The sequence below is a fragment of the Citrobacter sp. wls827 genome, from assembly GCF_005280875.1.
Classification (GTDB): domain Bacteria; phylum Pseudomonadota; class Gammaproteobacteria; order Enterobacterales; family Enterobacteriaceae; genus Citrobacter; species Citrobacter youngae.
Genome location: NZ_SZWR01000001.1, coordinates 491533 through 508222, shown reverse-complemented (window position 1 = coordinate 508222; position 16690 = coordinate 491533). Strand labels below are relative to the sequence as shown.

Annotated in this window: 14 protein-coding genes; 9 read left to right on the top strand and 5 right to left on the bottom strand. The window is 50.7% G+C overall.

Annotation, left to right across the window (positions count from 1 at the left end):
• Positions 1–14: 14 nt before the first annotated feature.
• Together FDX03_RS02375 and hemB are read right to left on the bottom strand one after the other, a co-directional pair.
• On the bottom strand, positions 15–1721 hold the full coding sequence (locus FDX03_RS02375; RefSeq protein ID WP_137345423.1) for a GNAT family N-acyltransferase: 1707 nt from the start codon (positions 1719–1721) through the stop codon (positions 15–17).
• A 112-nt stretch (positions 1722–1833) separates the two neighbouring features.
• Positions 1834–2808, bottom strand: a complete 975-nt coding sequence (hemB, locus tag FDX03_RS02370) for a porphobilinogen synthase (protein ID WP_016151991.1) — start codon at positions 2806–2808, stop codon at positions 1834–1836.
• A gap of 489 nt (positions 2809–3297) precedes the next feature.
• Between hemB and ehaB the strand changes: the two genes are divergently transcribed.
• Both ehaB and iprA read left to right on the top strand, forming a co-directional pair.
• Complete coding sequence (ehaB, locus tag FDX03_RS02365; protein WP_115600867.1) at positions 3298–6219, top strand: autotransporter adhesin EhaB; 2922 nt, start codon at positions 3298–3300, stop codon at positions 6217–6219.
• An 87-nt stretch (positions 6220–6306) separates the two neighbouring features.
• Positions 6307–6930: a hydrogen peroxide resistance inhibitor IprA gene (gene iprA, locus FDX03_RS02360; RefSeq protein WP_048212470.1), complete on the top strand. Its 624-nt coding sequence runs from the start codon at positions 6307–6309 to the stop codon at positions 6928–6930.
• 1 nt (position 6931) lies between these two features.
• Here iprA and ampH read toward each other — a convergent pair whose 3' ends face one another.
• Positions 6932–8089: a D-alanyl-D-alanine-carboxypeptidase/endopeptidase AmpH gene (gene ampH / locus FDX03_RS02355; RefSeq protein ID WP_048212469.1), complete on the bottom strand. Its 1158-nt coding sequence runs from the start codon at positions 8087–8089 to the stop codon at positions 6932–6934.
• Between the two features lie 381 nt (positions 8090–8470).
• Between ampH and sbmA the strand changes: the two genes are divergently transcribed.
• Both sbmA and FDX03_RS02345 read left to right on the top strand, forming a co-directional pair.
• Positions 8471–9691: a peptide antibiotic transporter SbmA gene (gene sbmA, locus FDX03_RS02350; RefSeq protein WP_115600865.1), complete on the top strand. Its 1221-nt coding sequence runs from the start codon at positions 8471–8473 to the stop codon at positions 9689–9691.
• Between the two features lie 14 nt (positions 9692–9705).
• The gene (locus tag FDX03_RS02345) at positions 9706–10809 is read left to right on the top strand and encodes a DUF1615 domain-containing protein (protein ID WP_137345422.1); all 1104 of its coding nucleotides are present in this window, start codon (positions 9706–9708) and stop codon (positions 10807–10809) included.
• Here the strand turns inward: FDX03_RS02345 and FDX03_RS02340 are convergent.
• On the bottom strand, positions 10794–11117 hold the full coding sequence (locus FDX03_RS02340) for a YaiY family protein (protein ID WP_115600863.1): 324 nt from the start codon (positions 11115–11117) through the stop codon (positions 10794–10796). The two genes, FDX03_RS02345 and FDX03_RS02340, sit on opposite strands and share 16 nt — an antisense overlap.
• Positions 11118–11380: 263 nt before the next feature.
• Between FDX03_RS02340 and FDX03_RS02335 the strand changes: the two genes are divergently transcribed.
• Complete coding sequence (locus tag FDX03_RS02335) at positions 11381–11602, top strand: DUF2754 domain-containing protein (protein WP_005120949.1); 222 nt, start codon at positions 11381–11383, stop codon at positions 11600–11602.
• Positions 11603–11624: 22 nt separating this feature from the next.
• Here FDX03_RS02335 and ddlA read toward each other — a convergent pair whose 3' ends face one another.
• On the bottom strand, positions 11625–12719 hold the full coding sequence (gene ddlA, locus FDX03_RS02330; RefSeq protein ID WP_137345421.1) for a D-alanine--D-alanine ligase: 1095 nt from the start codon (positions 12717–12719) through the stop codon (positions 11625–11627).
• 301 nt (positions 12720–13020) lie between these two features.
• Here ddlA and FDX03_RS02325 point away from each other — a divergent pair, with 301 nt between their 5' ends.
• From FDX03_RS02325 to psiF, 4 genes are all read left to right on the top strand, one after another.
• Positions 13021–14217 carry a multidrug efflux MFS transporter gene (locus FDX03_RS02325; protein WP_048212465.1) on the top strand — a complete coding sequence of 399 codons (1197 nt, stop codon included), beginning with the start codon at positions 13021–13023 and terminating at the stop codon, positions 14215–14217.
• A 248-nt stretch (positions 14218–14465) separates the two neighbouring features.
• The gene (locus tag FDX03_RS02320) at positions 14466–14708 is read left to right on the top strand and encodes a sigma-S stabilization anti-adapter protein IraP (RefSeq protein WP_048212464.1); all 243 of its coding nucleotides are present in this window, start codon (positions 14466–14468) and stop codon (positions 14706–14708) included.
• 104 nt (positions 14709–14812) lie between these two features.
• Positions 14813–16228, top strand: coding sequence for an alkaline phosphatase (phoA, locus tag FDX03_RS02315; RefSeq protein ID WP_137345420.1), 1416 nt, complete (start codon positions 14813–14815; stop codon positions 16226–16228).
• A gap of 147 nt (positions 16229–16375) precedes the next feature.
• The coding region (gene psiF / locus FDX03_RS02310) for a phosphate starvation-inducible protein PsiF (protein ID WP_137345457.1) at positions 16376–16690 on the top strand (315 nt) is incomplete at its 3' end.

Here is a 16690-nt window from a genome sequence, read left to right as displayed (position 1 = left end):
ACGCCTTATCCGGTCTACAAACCTAAATGCGGTCCGATATACCGCTGGTAGCGATTTGCCTTCAGATACGTTAAATCCACCAGTACCAGACCATCCACGCAGTTGTTAAAGTCCGGGTCGCTGCCAAAGTCGATAAACTGTACGCCACCTGGCTCACACACTTCGGAATATTGCTTGTAGAGTGGTGGAATACCACAACCAAGGTTGCCGAGCAGCGACTTCAGCCGCGTCAGGTCTTCACTGTAATTTTCCCCGCCAAACTGCGCCAGTGCGTCGGGTAACGAGGCCGGGTACGGTCGGCGTGACTCCGCCAGCGGATGTGTTGCCGGAAACCACAGGCGATAAAAGGCAACCAGCAAATCGCGGGCCGAGGGCGGTAGCCCACCAGAAATAGAAACCGGGCCAAACAGGTAGCGATAGTGTGGATGGCGCGCCAGATACGCGCCGATACCGGACCACAGATAGTCCAGGCCGCGGCGTCCCCAGTAGCGTGGCTGAATAAAGCTGCGCCCCAGCTCAATGCCGTGCTGGAGGATATCGTCCATCCGTTCATCGTAATGAAACAGGCTATAGCTGTAAATGCCGCCCAGCCCGCGCTTTTCCATCTGTAGGGCGGTCGGCATAAAGCGGTAGGCACCGACGATCTCCAAATCGTCTTCATCCCACAGGATCAGATGCAGGTAGTCATCGTCGTAACTGTCGATGTCGCGGCGTTTGCCGCTACCTTCGCCTACCGCGCGGAAGGCGATTTCCCGCAGACGGCCCAGCTCACGTAGCAACGGAACCTCTTCCTGACCATTACGCTGCCATAGATAGATAACCTTACCGTCTGCTGTACGCCCCAGACACTCGGCCTGGTGTAGCTCGCGCTTGAGCAGGGCACGGGGTTCCGGGCGAGCGATCGCGCTTTCGGTTTTAAAGACGCCCGGCCGTCCTTTTCCCAGTAGCTGAACGTGTCGGTAGCACTTGTCTGTCATTTCTCGCGGCGTAGTTTGTGGGTTGCACCATGTCGTCCACGCAATTTGCTCGCCAATGGTCACCGGCAGGTTGCTGTTCCGGCGGCGAAACATCTGCTGCATTAACAACAGCATCGGCAGGTTTTGCGATACCAGTGCGCTGGCATAAAACAGCGTACTATTGCGTGCCTCAATCCACGCAGGTAAGAGCGGTGCGCGGTATTTGGCAGCGAGCTTAATAAAGCCGGAGTGCCATTTTTTATCGTGAATGCCGCGCCGGGTTATGCGCGAAACTTCACCGGCCGGGAAGAAGATCAGCACACCGCCGTTTTGCAACTGTCGATCCATCAGCTGTAGCGCCGCTTTAGCGGTGCGGCCATTGATATTATCCACCGGAATAAACAGCGAACTGAGCGGTTCGAGATGAGTGAGCATGCGGTTGGTGACGACTTTAACATCGCGGCGAACGCGAGAAACGGCGTATAGCAGGGCCAGGCCGTCGAGTGTGCCGGTAGGGTGGTTGGCGATGATAACCAGCGGCCCTTGTTCGGGAATTTGTTCCAGACTACGGACCGGAATTTGACAGTGAATGTTGAGATGCTCCAGCACCTGTTCGACGGTATCTAACCCTTTCAGATGGCGGTGACGAGCGGCAAACTGTTGGAATTCCTCTTCATGTAACAGTTTTCTCAGCACTTTTTTTTGCCACGGGGCGGGCCTCGCCTCTGGCCACAGGTCGTCGATGACATTGTCGAGACTAAACATAGCGGCTCCTCCTCTGTCCTTTTGTGACAGTAGAAGGGCGATGTGTCGGTTAGATGGCGGTTTGGTGACGTTTTATGATAAAACGCCCCGCAGTGCGGGGCGTTGAAAGGAATTAACGCAGGATTTTTTTCTCAGCCAGATCGAGTGCGAAGTAGCTGAAAATCAGATCCGCGCCAGCGCGCTTGATCGAGCCTAAGCTTTCCAGCACCACTTTCTCTTCATCTATGGCACCCGCCAGCGCCGCGAATTTGATCATCGCGTATTCACCGCTGACTTGATAAGCGCCAATCGGCAGCTCGGTGCGCTCGCGGATATCGCGCAGAATATCGAGGTATGCGCCAGCCGGTTTGACCATCAGGCAGTCTGCGCCCTGGGCTTCATCCAGCAGCGATTCGCGGATCGCTTCCCGACGGTTCATCGGGTTCATCTGATAGGTTTTACGATCGCCTTTCAGCGCGGTGCCTGCGGCTTCACGGAACGGGCCGTAGAAAGAAGAAGCAAATTTGGTGGAGTAGGACATGATCGCCGTATCGGTGAAGCCCGCGGCGTCCAGCGCCTGGCGAATCGCCTGCACCTGGCCGTCCATCGCGGCGGAAGGCGCGATGAAGTCAGCACCCGCTGCGGCAGCAACCACCGCCTGCTTGCCAAGATTGGCCAGGGTTAAATCGTTATCCACGCCGTGCTCGCATAATACGCCGCAGTGACCGTGCGAGGTGTATTCACAGAAGCAGGTATCGGACATGACAATCATTTCCGGCACGGTCTGCTTACAGATACGCGACATGCGCGCCACCAGACCGTCTTCTTTCCATGCATCGCTGCCGGTGTCATCGGTGTGGTGGGAAATACCGAAGGTCATGACTGAGCGGATGCCTGCATTAGCAATGCGTTCAATTTCGCGTGCCAGATGCTTCTCTGGAATGCGCATCACGCCTGGCATGGCCTCGATGGCTTTGTAATCGTCGAGTTCTTCTTCAACAAAGATCGGCAACACCAGGTCATTTAAGCTCAGTGTTGTCTCTTCAAACATAGCGCGCAGCGCAGGTGATTTGCGCAGGCGGCGAGGGCGTTGGATTAGGTCTGTCATGGTATGCCTGATGTTTGTGAAATCGAAGGCCGTAGTATACCCGAACCTGAGGGCGGGTGGTTTACGAAAGTTGGCTTTATATTTGGATTTCCCGTGGCGAAAGGCTGAATCATTAGATCAATTTATTTATATTCATTATTTTGTTTGTTTTTGTTTTTATTATTTTAAATGTTGATGGATTTATTTGTTTATCACGTAACATAACTCTCGCCTATTTATTTTTTATTTGTTTGAGTATTGGGTGGATTATTTGATAATTATATGCGTTAGATGTTGTGTGTTTTATATCTTGTTGAAAATATTTGTATTTTTGTTTTATTGTTAAGGCCTGGTTAATTCATGATGTTGTCCGATTTCGGACAGTGAGCAAAGAATAATTGAACCTTTCCGTTGTGAAATAGCATAATCGGCCCTGCGAAACATAAAATGTTTTCTTTGCATTGATAATTGATGGATCAACTATATTACGTCCCTGAGGAGGGATGACAAATGCACATCTGGAAAAAGAAACTTGTAGTCTCACAATTAGCATTAGCCTGCACTTTGGCAATCACTTCTCAGGCGAATGCTTCAACCGATATTTCTGGAACCACGTACACAACGTTCACCCATTATAATGACGCATCTTATGCCGATGGTGTTTACTACGATGGGTATGTCGGTTGGAACAATTACGAAGCTGATAGTATTTATAACGGTGATATTTATCCAGTAATCAATAACGCTACTGTTAACGGCGTTATTTCTACTTATTATCTGGATGATGGACTATCTACTAACAGCAATAACAACAGCCTGACGATTAAAAATAGTACCATTCACGGTATGGTGACTTCCGAGTGTATGACCACGGATTGTACTAACCGTACGGGTACCGACTATTACTATGATCGTTTGGCGATGAACGTCATCAACTCAACTATCGATGACAACTACGAACATTATACCTACAACGGTACCTATAACGATGCGGCTGATACGCACGTTGTCGACGTTTATAACCTGGGTACGGCTATCACGCTGGATCAAGAAGTTGATCTGTCTATCTCCAACAACTCTCACGTTGCGGGTATTACGCTGACTCAGGGTTATGAGTGGGAAGACATTGACGATAACACCGTCAGCACTGGTGTAAACAGCGGCGAAGTATTTAATAATACTATTGCTGTTAGCGATTCTACCCTGACCTCTGGTTCATGGTCTGATGAAGGCACTTCCGGCTGGTTTGGTAATACCAGCAATGCAAGCGATTACAGCGGTTCTTATACTGCTGATGATGTTGCATTGGCTGTTATTGCACATCCAGATGCCGATAACGCGATGCAGACGACTGCCACGTTTAATAATTCCACGTTGATGGGTGATGTTCTGTTCTCCAGCAACTTCGATGAGAACTTCTTCCCGAACGGCGCTGATACTTATCGTGATACTGATGCCGACCTGGATACCAACGGTTGGGATGGTACTGACCGTCTGGATCTGACCCTGAACAACGGCAGTAAGTGGGTGGGTGCGGCAATGTCCGTACATCAGGTTGATGCTGATGGCGACGGTGTTTACGACAGCTATGCAGCAGGCACAGAAGCTACCGCGACGCTGATTGATATTGCAGCCAATAGTCTGTGGCCTGATTCAACCTACGGTATTGATAGCGACACGACCTCTTATGACGAAAATGGTCATGTGGTTGGCAACGCTGTTTACCAGAGCGGTCTGTTCAACGTCACGCTGAACGGCGCATCACAGTGGGATACCACCAAAACCTCTCTGATTGACACACTGAGCATTAACAGCGGTTCCGTCGTGAATGTGGGTGATTCTACCCTGATTTCTGACACCATCTCTCTGACCGGTGCTTCTGCCCTGAACATCAACGAAGATGGCCATGTTGCGACCGATACCCTGTCTATTGACAACAGTACCGTCACGATTGCTGATGATGTTGCTGCTGGCTGGAGTGTAGGTAGTGCTGCACTGTATGCCAACAACATCAACGTTACCAACAACGGTATTTTGGATGTGGGTAACAGCACAGGTGATGCACTGCAGGTTGATACGCTGAACCTGACCAGCTACACCGATGCTTACAACCATGTTAATGCGGGTGTTTTCGACATCAACAGCACTAACTATGTGTTGAATGCTGACCTGACCAACGATCGTACTAACGACAAAACTCAGGCTAACTACGGTTATGGCGTAATCGCAATGAACTCTGATGGTCATCTGACTATCAACGGTAACGGCGATTCCGACACCTCCTACGATCAATCTGAAGTTGATAACTATGGTGACCACGTAGCGGCAGCAACCGGTAACTATAAAGTGCGTATCGATAACGCGACTGGCGCTGGTTCTGTTGCTGATTACAAAGGTAACGAGCTGATCTACGTTAACGACACCAACAGCACTGCAACCTTCTCTGCAGCTAACAAAGCTGACCTCGGCGCTTACACCTATCAGGCGCAGCAGCAGGGTAACACCGTTGTTCTGCAGCAGATGGAGCTGACCGACTACGCAAATATGGCTCTGAGCATCCCGTCTGCTAACACCAATATCTGGAACCTGGAACAAGACACCGTTGGTACTCGTCTGACTAACGCACGTCATGGTCTGGTTGATAACGGTGGCGCATGGGTAAGCTACTTCGGTGGTAGCTTCGATGCGGATAACGGCACCATCAACTACGATCAGGATGTTAACGGCATCATGGTCGGTGTTGATTCCAAAATTGATGGTAACAACGCCAAGTGGATTGTCGGTGCAGCAGCAGGCTTCGCGAAAGGTGATATGAGCGATCGTACCGGTCAGGTGGATCAGGACAGCCAGACTGCCTATATCTACTCTTCTGCTCACTTTGCCAACAACATCTTTGTAGACGGTAACTTAAGCTACTCCCACTTCAACAACGATCTGTCTGCTAACATGAGCAACGGTCAGTATGTTGACGGCAGCACCTCTGCTGATGCCTGGGGCTTTGGCTTGAAACTGGGTTATGACCTGAAACTGAGTGACGCAGGGTACGTAACGCCTTACGGTAGCGTATCCGGTCTGTTCCAGTCTGGTGATGACTATAAGCTGAGTAACGACATGAAAGTTGATGGTCAGTCTTATGACAGCATGCGTTATGAACTGGGTGTAGATGCAGGTTATACCTTCGCCTACAGCGACGACCAGGCGCTGACCCCGTACTTCAAACTGGCCTACGTTTACGACGATTCTAATAACGATGCTGACGTAAACGGTGACTCTATCGACAACGGCGTAGAAGGTTCTGCGGTACGTGTTGGACTGGGTACTCAGTTCAGCTTTACCAAAAATTTCAGTGCGTACACCGATGCTAACTACCTCGGCGGAGGTGATGTCGATCAAGACTGGTCTGCAAATGTAGGTGTTAAATATACCTGGTAAGAGCCTTTTTGCAGAGAAAATAAGGTAACTTACTCGTAATAATGCCCGTCACGGATTTGACGGGCATTTACTGCAAGGAGTGCGCACATGCTATCTACAAATAAACCGCTGGTGGAATTTGGGATGTTGGATAAATGTTTGTCTAAGTATGGCGAACATTTCGAATGTGATAGTAAAAAACAAATTATATATTCCCATGATATAGATGGTGATGACACTTTTATCATTTTAAGTGGTGTTGTTTCCCTGCGTAGAGGGGAAAACGTGCTGGTCGGGATTGCACAGGCGCCTTTTATTATGGGCCTTTCTGATGGCGTGATGAAAACAGATGTACAATACAGATTAATGACCGAAAGTAATTGTACGGGATATCATCTTCCTGCCTCACAAACAATTAATATCATTGAACAATACCAGCTTTGGCGGGAAGCTTTTTGCTGGCTGGCATGGCAAAACGCCATGCTCGAATTGCGCGATCTGCAGTTGATCGGTAACAACTCCTACGATCAGATTCGCGCCACGTTGATCTCCATGACGAAATGGGACGAGGTTCTGCGTTCGCGTATCGGCGTCATGAACTATATTCACCAACGTACACGAATTTCACGCTCAGTTGTCGCTGAGGTTCTCGCAGCATTGCGTAAAGGTGGATATATTGAAATGAATAAAGGCAAACTGGTGAGTATTAACCGTTTGCCTTTTGAGTATTGAATCAGGAGGCGGGGATCACTTGCGGTTTGTTGCCGCTCAGTTCGCTCACCAGATTGTTGATCCCGTCGCTCATATTGGTAAAGCGGGTCAGCGGGGAGCGGGTTACCACGACAAAGGCCCCGACGTTTTGCTGTGGGATCATCGCCATATAAGTAATGAAGCCACCGCCGCCACCGGTTTTTTGAATAATTCCTGGACGCCCATTCTTCGGCGCCATATAGACCCAGCCCAAACCTAGCGCATCGGCTCTGCCCGGAACATCCATCCCTATCACTTTGGTTAACTGCGTACGCTGATAAATCAGCGTCTGCATCCGGTCGGCCTGCTGGCTACGATGATAAAAATCAGAGGAGAGATACTGTTGCATCCAGCGCATCATATCGCCGGGCGTAGAATAGACGCCACCGCTGCCCATGGCCGCCAGCGTATTGTTACACGGGCTGGCGCCTTTTTCCGCGACCATCAGGCGTGCGCACTGATCGGGGGACGGGGTAAAGGTGGTGTCTTTCATCCCGAGCGGTCGGGTGATTTTCTCTTCAAACAACTGCGGATAAGGTTTGCCGGACGCGGTTCCCAGCGCATCGGCCAGCAGGTCAAACGCCAGGTTCGAATAGGAAGCCTGCGAGCCAGGTGCGGCTTTTAGCGTTGCGGTAGAGAGATAGCTCCAGCGCTGTTCGCGAGTCGGCCAGACAAAGACCGGGCGTTTTGCCGCGCCGCCAGGCTGCTCGCGTGGCAGTGCGCTGGTGTGCGTCGCCAGATTTACCAGCGTGATAGGCGTTCCCTGATATGTCGGAACGCGTGCGCCTGGTGGGGCATATTTACTCAATGGATCGTTGAGTTTTACTGTGCCCTGATCGAGTAATTTCACTAACATTTCGCTGGTCATTAATTTGGTCAACGACGCGATGCGAATAACGGAATCCAACTGCGGGTGAACATTATTGCCGGGGCGCGTTTCACCAAAGCTACGAAACACGCGCTGATTACCATCAATCACCACAAGCGCCATCCCCGTAGCGCCGCTGCCGTAGAAAATATGATCGGCATACCGGTCGACGATGTCAGAGGCAAAGACGGGATCGGTTATAGGCTGTGCCGCCTGGACAGATGTCAATGACGCCGCACACAGCGCGGCAGAAAAAAGCAGACTACGTTTCAACGGTGGTGTCCATGAGTTAGAGGAAATAAAAGATGACGTGCGTATGCGTATTTATACTACTCGTTGGCATATTGCAAAGCGCTTATCAGCCAATGATAGTGGGAAAAACGTAACGATGAGTAAACGTGGGCTTTTCCCGGAGAGTGGATGTTCGCTTTTGTGATCTCACGCTGCAATAATCTGAACATGCCGGAGCGCTGTCGGTGTGAAAACCGCAGAAACAATTCTACAAAACCAGATAGCGAACTAAGTGCGTCGGTTCTGGTCACAATTGTCGGTTTCAGCTTGTGTTTATTGGGCGTAAGCCGTCTTGCCGCGGTAAACCACCGTGGCAAATGCACAGCAGTCGTCATAACGATAAGAAGTTAGCAGGAGAGCACTATGTTTAAGTCTTTTTTCCCAAAGCCGGGGCCGTTCTTTATTTCGGCATTTATTTGGGCACTGGTCGCTGTTGTATTTTGGCAGGCTGGCGGGGGAGCCTGGGTTGCACAGATTACCGGCGCATCGGGGAATGTACCGATTAGCGCAGCGCGATTCTGGTCGCTGGATTATCTAATTTTTTATGCATACTACATTTTGTGCGTTGGCGTGTTTGCGCTGTTCTGGTTTATCTACAGTCCGCACCGCTGGCAGTACTGGTCGATACTCGGTACCTCGCTGATTATCTTCGTCACCTGGTTTCTGGTTGAAGTCGGCGTCGCCGTCAATGCGTGGTATGCCCCGTTCTACGACCTGATTCAAACCGCACTCAGCACACCGCATAAGGTGAAAATTGAGCAGTTCTATCAGGAAGTGGGGATCTTTCTCGGGATTGCGCTGATAGCCGTCGTCATTGGCGTGATGAACAACTTCTTCGTCAGTCATTACGTCTTCCGCTGGCGTACCGCGATGAACGAACATTATATGGCGCATTGGCAGCATCTGCGTCATATCGAAGGTGCGGCGCAGCGTGTGCAGGAAGACACCATGCGTTTCGCTTCCACGCTGGAAGACATGGGCGTGAGTTTTATTAACGCGATTATGACGCTGATTGCCTTCTTGCCGGTACTGGTTACGCTTTCTGCGCATGTCCCGGATCTGCCGATTGTTGGACATATTCCTTACGGTCTGGTGATTGCTGCGATTGTCTGGTCGTTGATGGGAACCGGGCTGCTGGCCGTGGTGGGGATCAAACTGCCTGGGCTGGAGTTCAAAAATCAGCGGGTGGAAGCGGCGTACCGTAAAGAGCTGGTGTACGGTGAAGATGATGGTAATCGCGCGACGCCGCCGACGGTTCGCGAGCTGTTCCACGCGGTGCGTCAAAACTACTTTCGCCTCTATTTTCACTATATGTACTTCAATATCGCCCGTATTCTTTACCTGCAGGTTGATAACGTTTTCGGCTTGTTCCTGCTGTTTCCATCGATTGTTGCCGGTACGATTACGCTCGGTCTGATGACGCAAATCACCAACGTGTTTGGTCAGGTACGCGGCTCGTTCCAGTATTTGATTAATTCGTGGACAACGCTGGTTGAGCTGATGTCTATCTATAAGCGTCTGCGCAGCTTCGAACGTGAACTGGATGGTCAGGAAATTCAGGCTGTTACCCATACGCTTAGCTAACAAAAGGAGATGTTATGCCGACGGTTTCCCGTCTTTACCCCTGGTCTGGTCTGGCGGCGTTGGTGCTGGTGGGGTGTAGTAGCCAACCCGCGCAGCCATTAAAAAAAGGGGAGAAAGCTGTCGATGTGGCGAGCGTGGTGCGGCAAAAAATGCCTGCCAGTGTGAAAGACCGGGACGCGTGGGCGCAGGACCTGGCGAAAACGTTTGAAAGCCAGAAGCTGGCGCCGACGGTTGAAAATATCTGTTCGGTGCTGGCCGTTGCGCAGCAGGAGTCCAACTATCAGGCCGATCCGGTTGTCCCGAATTTAAGCAAAATAGCCTGGAAAGAGATTGACCGTCGCGCCGAGCGTATGCATATCCCGGTGTTTTTGGTTCATACCGCACTGAAGATTAACTCGCCAAATGGGAAAAGCTACAGCGAGCGTCTGGATTCAGTGAAGACGGAAAAGCAGCTTAGCGCCATTTTTGATGATTTCATCAATATGGTGCCGATGGGACAGACGTTGTTTGGTTCGCTCAACCCGGTGCATACCGGGGGGCCGATGCAGGTCAGCATTGCGTTTGCCGAACAGCATACTTCCGGGTATCCGTGGAAAATGGAAGGAACGGTACGTCAGGAAGTCTTTACCCTGCGCGGCGGACTCTGGTTCGGCACGTATCACTTGCTGAATTACCCGGCGAACTATAGCGCGCCTATCTTCCGTTTCGCGGATTTTAATGCCGGATGGTATGCCAGCCGTAATGCGGCGTTTCAGAATGCCGTCAGCAAAGCCAGTGGTGTGAAGCTGGCGCTGGATGGGGATTTGATTCTCTACAACAGCAAAGAACCGGGTAAAACGGAGTTGGCGGTACGCAAGCTTGCCGGGAAGCTGGGGATGAGTGAGAGCGATATCCATCGTCAGTTGCAAAAAGGCGACAGCCTGGCCTTCGAGGAGACTGCGCTGTACGAGAAGATGTATAAGCTGGCGGAAGCGAAGGCAGGAAAAACGTTACCACGGGAAATGCTGCCAGGTATTCAACTGGAAAGCCCGAAGATTACGCGTAATTTGACCACGGCATGGTTTGCTAAACGCGTGGACGATCGTCGGGCGAAGTGTATGGGTCAGTCATCGTTGTGATGATGATGGCGCCAGCGCACCACCGCCGCGATGACGCCAAGGATAAGGCAGCCTGTGAGGAAGGGAATCAGTCCAAACAGGGTGCCGACGCCTAAGCCAATTTCAACGCGTGGGCGTCCGGTCTCTTGCATCTGTAGCTGCATCAGTTCTTCATAGATACCGGGCGCATGGGCTAACAGATTTAAAACCTGAGCCCCGGCCCAGAAGCAAAACAGCACAAAAACGGCATACGCAATGTTTCCGGGCAGAGAGGAGGTATCTCGATGCTTGCCCTTAAACAGGGATTTTGAGAGCGTAAAATCAGCCATAGGGACCTCCAGAGATATCCTGCGTTGTCGATGCCATACCAGTAACTGACAGTGAGTCTGACAGGTGATCGGGATTGTCAATATCAGAATGATGGTAATTTCAGGTAGAGATTATTCCTGGATTTTGGTTTTTTGTTGAACGTCACAAATATGTAACCTTAAGTTAAATTGATTCACATTTAAGAATTTCCGCACAGGACACAGACGCCCGCAGGGAAATGTGCGAGGATGCTGTTCAACGCTGAACTTCCACCGGAGCTGTTATGAACCTGCCTGTAAAAATTCGCCGCGACTGGCATTATTACGCGTTTGCCATTGGGCTGATCTTTATTCTGAATGGCGTGGTGGGATTATTGGGTTTTGAAGCGAAAGGATGGCAAACCTATGCGGTGGGGCTGGTTACGTGGGTGATTAGCTTTTGGCTAGCGGGACTTATTATTCGCCGCCGCGCCGATGAGGATGAAGATGTCAAGGATGCCCAATAGTTATCGGGCATCCTGTCTGCTTTTACATGCTGGTTTTCAGCGCGCTATCGGCAGCGTGGCGCTCCAGCGCCAGCTCGATCAGACGTGTGATCAGATCGGTATAGCTTAAGCCGCTGGCCTGCCACAGTTTGGGATACATACTGATGTTGGTAAAGCCCGGCAGCGTGTTGATCTCGTTGATCACCACGTCATTCTCTGCGGTCAGGAACACATCCACCCGCGCCATCCCGGCGCAACCCAGCGTCTGGTAAGCCTGAATAGCGATCTCACGGATCTTGTCGTTAATTTCTGGGGCAATCGCCGCCGGAACCACGACTTTGGCCCCGTTATCGTCAATATATTTGGTATCGTACGCGTAAAAATCACTGTTCAGCACGATCTCGCCACAGGTACTGGCCTGCGGATGATCGTTGCCCAGCACCGCGCATTCTATTTCGCGACCTTTGATCCCTTGCTCGACCACAACTTTATGATCGAATTCAAATGCCAGCGCGATGGCCTGGTTGTACTGTGCTTCACTGGTCACTTTACTGACGCCAACGGACGATCCCTGGTTGGCCGGTTTCACAAACAGCGGCAGGCCCAGGCGGGACTCGACCTCGGCAAAGCTGATGCTGTTGCGATTGGCGCGAGTTAGCGTAATAAATGGCGCGATGTTTAATCCGGTATCGCGCAGCAGACGTTTGGTGACGTCTTTATCCATGCAGGCTGCAGAGCCCAGCACATCTGAACCGACGAACGGTAAATTCGCCACGCGCAGCATGCCTTGCAGTGAACCATCTTCACCCAGCGTGCCGTGCACAATTGGGAAAATAACATCGACCGTTGGCAGCGGCTGACCATTTTGCGCATCGATCAACTGATGTTCTTGTTTACCCGGCACCTGCGCCAGACTGGTCGCGGAGGGACGCAGTGCAATATGTGCCGGATCGTTTGAATTGAGCAGATAGTTACTGGCATCGCTCACGTGCCACTGCCCTTGTTTATCAATACCTAACAGCACAACGTCAAAGCGAGTCTTGTCGATGGCATCGACAATATTTTTTGCCGATTGCAATGACACTTCATGTTCCGCTGATTTACCACCAAATACGATTCCTACCCGCAACTTTGCCATCTTAAAAACCCATTCCTTGAATGCAAAGCACATACATTACCACGACAAAACGCAGGATTCCTCGGCTTCTGGCAGATTGTTTTGGGGGATTCCCCGAGAATGAATACGCACAAACCCACAGGACATGTTAGAAGCATAATCCCCTGCATCTAATGTGGGTTTGATGTGATGAATATCACAAATATGATGAGCGGGGAGATAAAATACTAAACTGTGAAACATCGCACCTCTGGACCCTCGTTTGAAGGCGTAATTTGTTAAGCTGCTCGCAGTTTTCAGCTACTTACCGTTATGAGTCCTTATGGAATCCTGGAGAGTTAACCTTATTTCCGTGTGGTTCGGTTGCTTTTTCACCGGACTGGCGATCAGCCAAATCCTGCCTTTTCTACCGCTCTATATCTCCCAACTGGGAGTAACCTCGCACGAAGCGCTCTCAATGTGGTCCGGGTTAACGTTTAGCGTCACGTTTCTTATTTCTGCCATTGTTTCACCGATGTGGGGCAGTTTAGCTGACCGTAAAGGGCGTAAGCTGATGCTGTTACGGGCCTCACTGGGTATGGCAATTGCCATTTTGCTGCAGGCATTTGCCACTAACGTCTGGCAGCTTTTTCTGCTGCGCGGGGTGATGGGGTTAACGTCGGGATACATTCCTAATGCGATGGCATTGGTGGCGTCGCAAGTCCCGCGCGAACGCAGTGGTTGGGCGTTGAGCACGCTCTCAACGGCGCAAATTAGTGGAGTGATTGGCGGGCCGCTGATGGGCGGTTTTATTGCCGACCATGTTGGTTTACGTGCGGTATTTTGTATTACCGCCGCGCTGTTGGTGGTGAGTTTTTTGGTCACACTGTTCTTAATTAAAGAGGGTGTCCGACCAGTGATTAAAAAAAGCGAGCGTTTAAGCGGGAAAGCTGTTTTTGCTTCGTTACCGTATCCCGCGCTGGTCATTAGCCTGTTTTTTACCACCATGGTGATTCAACTGTGTAACGGCTCAATTGGCCCCATTCTGGCGCTGTTTATCAAATCGATGGTGCCAGATAGCTCAAATATTGCCTTTCTCAGCGGCCTGATTGCCTCGGTACCGGGCATTTCTGCTCTGATTTCCGCGCCTCGACTTGGTAAATTAGGCGACCGTATTGGTACTGAGCGGATTTTAATGGCGACGTTAATATTCGCGGTAGTGCTGTTTTTCGCTATGTCGTGGGTTACCACGCCGTTGCAGTTGGGAGTTCTACGTTTTCTGCTTGGCTTTGCCGACGGTGCAATGCTGCCTGCGGTGCAAACGCTATTAGTGAAATACTCCAGCGAGCAGATTACCGGGCGCATCTTTGGGTATAACCAGTCGTTTATGTATCTTGGCAACGTCGCTGGACCCTTGATGGGGGCAACCGTATCGGCCATGGCGGGTTTCCGCTGGGTCTTTATCGCTACCGCGAGCATTGTGCTTATTAATATCTGGCAACTGGCTATCGCGTTGCGACGCCGGCGTCTCGCTCGCTGAATGGCGGATTAACAACGCGGGTTGCCAGCGTTGTTAATCCATAATTGAAGATTATATATCTGGGTGACTATTAATCTCCTTACCCTTTTATATTGAATTATTCTGCAGAAAGCGTTATTCCCCCTTATTTTGTGTTGTGATTGTTTTCGCAAAACGTTTTATTTCTGCAATAAATACAACTTTCATCCTCTAGGAAGTTGTGAGTCTTAGTGATAACGTGGCCTTTATTTGGTTAAGGGAATACGAAAATGAAAAATCTCATCACTGAGTTGTTACTTAAGCTCGCCCAAAAAGAAGAAGAGTCGCAAGACCTGGCCGCGCAAGTCGCAACGTTAGAGCGGGTCATCATGGAAATGCTGCGCAACATGGCAACAAATGAGCAGCAAACACTGATTCGTCAAATAGAAGACGCGCTGGCAGGGGTAAGTCAAATGCCTGCATTTCTGACGACCATGCACAGTGCTGGCGAGAACGTACCTAAAACGTGTTGAGATATCTGCAGATACTTATCCACGAATTATCATAAAAGTGTCACATCAAATACTTATAGTCGCTTTGTTTTAATTTTACCGTATTTGTACATGGAGAAAATAAAGTGAAACAAAGCGCACTCGCTATTGCCCTGTTACCCTTGCTGTTTACCCCGGTTATTCATGCAGAAACATCTACCGTAGCGGCTATGGATAATCGTGCCGCACAGGGAGATATCACCACACCGGGTGGCGCGCGTCGATTAACGACTGATCAAACGGCAGCACTACGAGATTCTTTGAACGATAAACCGGCCAAAAATATTATTTTATTGATCGGTGATGGTATGGGGGACTCGGAAATTACCGCTGCGCGAAATTATGCAGAAGGCGCCGGTGGTTTTTTTAAAGGTATTGATGCGTTACCCCTGACCGGACAATACACGCACTACGCGTTGGATAAAAAAACGGGTAAACCTGACTATGTGACCGATTCCGCAGCCTCTGCGACGGCATGGACGACCGGTGTTAAAACATATAACGGTGCGCTGGGCGTTGATATTCACGAAAAAGATCACGCCACTATTCTGGAAATGGCTAAAGCTGCCGGTCTGGCGACAGGCAACGTATCCACTGCTGAATTGCAGGATGCCACCCCCGCCGCGCTGGTTGCGCATGTGACGTCGCGTAAATGTTACGGACCGAGCGTCACCGCTGAGAAATGCCCGACGAATGCGCTGGAAAAAGGCGGTAAAGGGTCAATCACCGAACAATTATTGAATGCCCGCGCTGACGTTACGCTGGGCGGCGGGGCAAAAACCTTTGCTGAGACCGCAGCTGCGGGCGAGTGGCAGGGGAAAACGCTGCGTGAACAGGCTCAGGCCCGTGGTTATCAGATGGTCAGTGATACCGCGACGCTGGCAACCATTACCGAAGCGAATCAGGATAAACCGCTGTTAGGTTTGTTCTCTGACGGCAACATGCCGGTACGCTGGGAAGGGCCAAAAGCGTCTTACCACGGTAACCTTGATAAGCCAGTCGTGACCTGTACGCCAAATCCAAAACGTAACGACACGGTGCCAACGCTTGCCCAGATGACGGATAAAGCGATTGAGCTATTAAGTAAGAATGAAAAAGGCTTTTTCCTGCAGGTAGAAGGCGCGTCCATCGATAAGCAGGATCACGCCGCAAACCCGTGCGGTCAGATTGGTGAAACGGTCGATCTGGATGAAGCTGTACAGCGCGCGCTGGCCTTCGCGAAGAAAGACGGCAACACGCTGGTTGTCGTGACCGCTGACCACGCGCATGCCAGCCAGATTGTTGCGCCAGACACCAAAGCCCCTGGCCTGACTCAGGCGCTGAATACCAAAGATGGTGAGGTGATGGTTATCAGCTATGGCAACTCGGAAGAGGAATCTCAGGAGCATACCGGCAGCCAGCTGCGCATTGCTGCCTATGGCCCGCATGCGGCGAATGTGGTAGGCCTGACCGATCAGACTGACCTGTTTTACACCATGAAAGCGGCGTTAGGTCTGAAGTAACCTGCTATTTGGTCACTTAATTTTAATAATGAGGTGGCTATTTCTGCGTCAGCAACCAGACTTACTACACGTCATCCTTCAGGCCGCCAGCATCGAGGTTGCTTGAAAGGTGACGTGTAGAGTGAATACTCACAACAGGATGGTGCTATGAAAATAACATTGCTCGTTACCCTATTATTTGGCCTGGTTTTCTTAACTACCGTCGGCGCTGCCGAGAAGACGTTAACCCCGCAACAACAGCGTATGACCACCTGCAACCAGCAGGCGACGGCGCAGACCTTAAAAGGGGATGCCCGGAAGACATATATGAGTGATTGCCTGAAAAACAGTAAGTCTGCGCCTGATGAAAAGAGTCTGACGCCGCAGCAGCAGAAAATGCGTGAATGCAACGTTCAGGCAACAGAGCAGTCGCTGAAAGGCGACGATCGTAAAAAATTTATGAGCGCTTGCCTGAAAAAAGCT

Bases quoted from the DNA above. Each gene is read 5' to 3' on its own strand.
- ehaB (WP_115600867.1), top strand. From the start codon at position 3,298: ATGCACATCTGGAAAAAGAAACTTGTAGTCTCACAATTAGCATTAGCC.
- FDX03_RS02335 (WP_005120949.1), top strand. From the start codon at position 11,381: ATGAACCTGCCTGTAAAAATTCGCCGCGACTGGCATTATTACGCGTTT.
- FDX03_RS02340 (WP_115600863.1), bottom strand. From the start codon at position 11,117: ATGGCTGATTTTACGCTCTCAAAATCCCTGTTTAAGGGCAAGCATCGA.
- iprA (WP_048212470.1), top strand. From the start codon at position 6,307: ATGCTATCTACAAATAAACCGCTGGTGGAATTTGGGATGTTGGATAAA.
- FDX03_RS02325 (WP_048212465.1), top strand. From the start codon at position 13,021: ATGGAATCCTGGAGAGTTAACCTTATTTCCGTGTGGTTCGGTTGCTTT.
- ddlA (WP_137345421.1), bottom strand. From the start codon at position 12,719: ATGGCAAAGTTGCGGGTAGGAATCGTATTTGGTGGTAAATCAGCGGAA.
- hemB (WP_016151991.1), bottom strand. From the start codon at position 2,808: ATGACAGACCTAATCCAACGCCCTCGCCGCCTGCGCAAATCACCTGCG.
- FDX03_RS02320 (WP_048212464.1), top strand. From the start codon at position 14,466: ATGAAAAATCTCATCACTGAGTTGTTACTTAAGCTCGCCCAAAAAGAA.
- FDX03_RS02345 (WP_137345422.1), top strand. From the start codon at position 9,706: ATGCCGACGGTTTCCCGTCTTTACCCCTGGTCTGGTCTGGCGGCGTTG.
- sbmA (WP_115600865.1), top strand. From the start codon at position 8,471: ATGTTTAAGTCTTTTTTCCCAAAGCCGGGGCCGTTCTTTATTTCGGCA.
- FDX03_RS02375 (WP_137345423.1), bottom strand. From the start codon at position 1,721: ATGTTTAGTCTCGACAATGTCATCGACGACCTGTGGCCAGAGGCGAGG.